The 4099-nt window shown below is 51.1% G+C and carries 4 protein-coding genes; all 4 read left to right on the top strand.

Annotation, left to right across the window (positions count from 1 at the left end):
* Positions 1-599, top strand: a 599-nt coding sequence (locus Q7P41_RS04645) for a 4Fe-4S binding protein (RefSeq protein WP_303882522.1), incomplete at its 5' end; no start/stop codon positions are given.
* Positions 600-667: 68 nt separating this feature from the next.
* Positions 668-2956, top strand: coding sequence for a xanthine dehydrogenase family protein molybdopterin-binding subunit (locus tag Q7P41_RS04640; RefSeq protein ID WP_303882521.1), 2289 nt, complete (start codon positions 668-670; stop codon positions 2954-2956).
* Positions 2953-3828, top strand: coding sequence for a xanthine dehydrogenase family protein subunit M (locus Q7P41_RS04635; RefSeq protein WP_303882520.1), 876 nt, complete (start codon positions 2953-2955; stop codon positions 3826-3828). Before Q7P41_RS04640 ends, Q7P41_RS04635 begins: the two co-directional genes overlap by 4 nt.
* The coding region (locus tag Q7P41_RS04630; RefSeq protein ID WP_303882518.1) for a (2Fe-2S)-binding protein at positions 3821-4099 on the top strand (279 nt) is incomplete at its 3' end. The genes Q7P41_RS04635 and Q7P41_RS04630, both read left to right, overlap by 8 nt.

Below are 4099 nucleotides of genomic sequence, written 5' to 3'. Positions count from 1 at the left end.
GAAGGCTCGAAGAAGTCGGGGTGGATGCTTTGGCTGCCATCAATTCGGTGGGGCCAGCTTTGAGGATAGATTTAAAGACAGGCTTGCCCTACATGGGAAGCAGCGACGGTTACGGTTGGATCTCGGGATCCGCCATCAAAGGAATAGCGCTTCGTCACGTATTTGAGCTATCGCAGGCCGTTTCCATACCGGTCATAGGGGTAGGAGGGGTCTCAAGCGGCGAAGACGTCATTGAGATGTTTATGGTCGGTGCTTCGGCAGTACAAATATGCACGCAAGCGATCGTTGAAGGCCCCAAGGCCTTCAAGAGGATCGCGCAAGAAGCGTCAAAGTGGCTAGACGAACATGGCTACTCCTCCCTTGAAGAAATAAAGGGGTTAACTGCTAAAAAGTGGTCGACGAGAAAGGAACCCCTTGTCAAAGTGACACCTAGCGTAAACGAGGAAAAATGCATAGGATGTCGCAGATGCGAGGAGTCTTGCGTCTACTATGCCATAAAAGTAGGCTCTTCCGGCAAGGCCGGCGTTACTCCGGAGGCCTGTTTCGGATGCGGGCTTTGCTACACGCGTTGCCCAGTTGGTGCCATTACGCTGTCTTAAACACCTGCTTTAGCCCCGCAAGACCAGACGTCTTGCAGGGCTAAAGCAAGGCTAGAGGAGGAAAAGAGATGTTTAGCACAGTAAATAAGCCTGTAGAGAGGGTCGACGCCCACGAAAAGGTAACCGGCAGAGCAAAATACGGAGCGGACCTTCAGTTTACCGGAATGCTTTACGGCAAGGTGCTTCGGGCAAAACATCCTTCGGCCAAGATAAAAAACATAAACACAGAAAAGGCTTGCTCCACGCCGGGTGTATGGGCAGTTATGACGGCCCAAGACGTTCCCTGCAACGAAATAGGCGTCATCCTACAGGACCAGCAAATTTTAGCCAAGGAACGCATTTACTACATAGGCGACGGCGTAGCCATGGTGGCGGCCGAATCCCTTGAGGTTGCTGCCAAGGCCTTGGAAGCAATAGAAGTCGAATACGAAGAGATAAGCGGAATTTTCGATCCTTTAGAGTCAAGAAGCAGTGATCCTATCCATCCTGATAGAAACAGCAACGAAGTCGTGCACCATAAATTAAGAAAAGGCGACGTTGAGGAAGGCTTTGCAGGAAGCGATGTCATCATCGAAAGACAATACGAGACACAGTTCGTCGAGCACAGCTACATTGAACCCGAAGCGGTGGAAGCCGTTCCTTACGAGAACGGAAGCCTGGTAACGATCTATGGTTCCGTTCAAAACATCTTTGCCACCAGGGACGCCGTTGCAAGATGTCTTAAAGCTGACTTGAGCAAGATAAGGGTCGTTCAAAACCACATAGGTGGCACCTTTGGCGGAAAGGACGAGGTCGTGTCAGCCATGGCCTGCAGGGCAGCCCTTTTGGCCTTAAATACCAACAGACCCGTTAAGATGGTAAATACCAGAGAAGAGTCCATTGTAGAAAGCTACAAGAGACATCCCTATAAGATGAACTATAAGGTAGGGGCCACCAAGGAAGGCAAACTGGTTGCCATGGAGATCAAGGCCGTAGCCGACGGCGGCGCTTATGCCTGCCAGACCCCGTTCGTGACGTGGAGGTCGGTCGTTCAGGCGACGGGGCCTTACGAAGTGCCCAACGTTAAGACAGATACCTACGGCTACTACACGAACAACGTATATACGGGAGCAATGCGCGGTTACGGTTCCCCGCAGGTGATATTTGCAAACGAATCTTTCATGGACGAGCTAGCCCAGGAACTGGATTTAAGCCCGCTTGAGATGAGGCTTAAAAACATCTTAAGAAACGGCTCCATAACTGCAAGCGGACAAAAGCTGGATCGTCATGAGGTAAGTCTTGATCAAGTCATAGAAAAGGCCGCACAGGCCATAGGCTACGAAGAAAAATATAAGGAATACAGTAAACCCCAGAGCGGCGCCAAGCGCAGAGGCATAGGCATGGCCATAAGCTACAGGGGTTGCAGCCTAGGTGCTGAGGCCGTCGATGGCGCCGGGGCGGTGCTGTCCATCCAAAAGGACGGAAGCGTTTACCTTTACAGCGGCCTGTCCGAAAATGGCCAGGGGTTGAAGACCGTCTTTTGTCAGATGGCGGCGGAGGAACTTGGCATAGACATCAAACACGTTAATTTCTTGGAGTCGAATACCTTGATCTCCCCCGATAGCGGTTCGACCGTTGCCTCCCGTTCTACCCTGGTTGGAGGAAACGCTGTGCTTGACGCCTCGAGGAGGGCAAAAAAAGCCTTGGCCGACTTTTTGGCAAGCCAATACAACTTGCCTGCCGAAAGCCTGGTTTTTAAAGACAGCCATATATTTACATCTGACGGCAAGAAATTGATTTCCTTTGCGGAAGCTGCCAGGAAGGCTTTCTGGGCGGGCGTTCAGCTGTCCCATGTGGGCTGGTACGTAGCGCCAAGCATTCACTGGGATGAAGAGGAAGGCAAAGGAAGCCCTTACTTTACTTACGTTTACGGCTGCCAAATTGCCGAGGTCGAAGTGGACATGGGAACGGGAGAAGTCACCGTATTGAACATGGCTGCCGCCCACGAAGTAGGCAGGGCCATAAACCCGGCGACCCTGAAGGGTCAGATATACGGCGGGGTGATGATGGGCCTCGGTTACAGCATCATGGAAGAGGTGGAGACTGAAGAAGGATACATTACTAACACCAATTTTGACGAATACATCATTCCGACTTCTAAGGACATGCCGAACATCATCCCGATAATCGTCGAAAATCCTGACCCCGACGGACCTTTCGGTGCCAAATCGATAGGGGAGCCTACGCTTGAGCTTGGGGCAGCTGCCATAGCCAACGCCATCGCGCAGGCTACGGGCAAGAGGATAAGGTCATTGCCGTTGAACTTAGAGAGGGTGCTTTTGGGCCACCCCTTGAGGAAAGGACGTGGCAAGAAATGATAGACTACGAATTTTTAAAGGCGCATTCCCTAAACGAGGCCCTGGATTACCTCGGTTCTTATGAAAACGTCAAGGTCATCGCGGGCGGGACGGACATTTTAGTGGATATCAGAAAGGAAAACGAAAGAGCAAAGAGCTTAAAGTATTTACTGGATATAAGCAAATTAAAGGAGCTGAAGTTCATCGAAGGAAGGAAGGACTGCATGGCGATAGGGGCGTTATCTACACATACGATGCTAGTAGAATCCGCCGTCATTAACAAGCACTTTCCTTTGCTGGTATCCGCTGCGAAGACGATAGGTTCGACTCAGATTAGAAATAGAGGCACGGTGGGAGGAAATATAAACAATGCCTCTCCAGCTGCCGATCTGCTTCCTCCTCTTATTGCCTTAAAGGCGCATGTGAAGTTGCGTTCTGCGAAAGGAGAAAGGGAGGTTCTGATCGATGAGTTTTTGGCTGGCCCTTACAGGACCAATCGTCAAAGCGGCGAAATAATGACGGAAGTATGCGTACCTCTGCTTGGCGAAGGCTACTTCATGAACTTTCAAAAGATCGGAAGAAGAAAGGCCATGAATATAGCCCGACTTAATTTAGCCATCGTTTTAGGCATAAATGATGGTGCCATTTTTGATTCGAGGGTTGTGCCTGGTGCAGCGACAGCCTATCCGATGCGTTTTAGAAAGGTAGAAGAAGCCATTTCTGGCAAAGACATAAAAGACATCGATCTAGCCGAGATAGGAGAACTTGCAAGCGATGAAATGATCTCTGCGACGGGCGTTCGCTGGTCCACGCCTTACAAGCGCATAGCCCTGGCAAGTTTGGTAAAAAGGGCTTTAGAGACGATTTTCATGGAGGCGAAGGCCGATGAGTGATATCGAAGTTACCATCACCGTAAACGGGGCAAAGCACTGCCTTGAAGTCGGGCCAAAGGAAAGGTTGCTGGATACCTTACGGGAACGTCTTCACCTCACGGGCACGAAGGAAGGCTGCGGCGTCGGAGAGTGTGGCGCCTGCACGGTCATCCTTGACGGCGAGGCGGTACATTCCTGCCTGGTGCTTACGGCCCAGATAAACGGAAGCAAGGTTTTGACCGTCGAGGGCTTAGAGGTTGACGGACGTCTTCATCCGCTGCAGGAAGCCTTC

The organism is Acetomicrobium mobile (assembly GCF_937920065.1).
The sequence above is the reverse complement of the archived record's forward strand: the minus strand, read 5'-3'. Positions and strand labels throughout refer to the sequence as shown.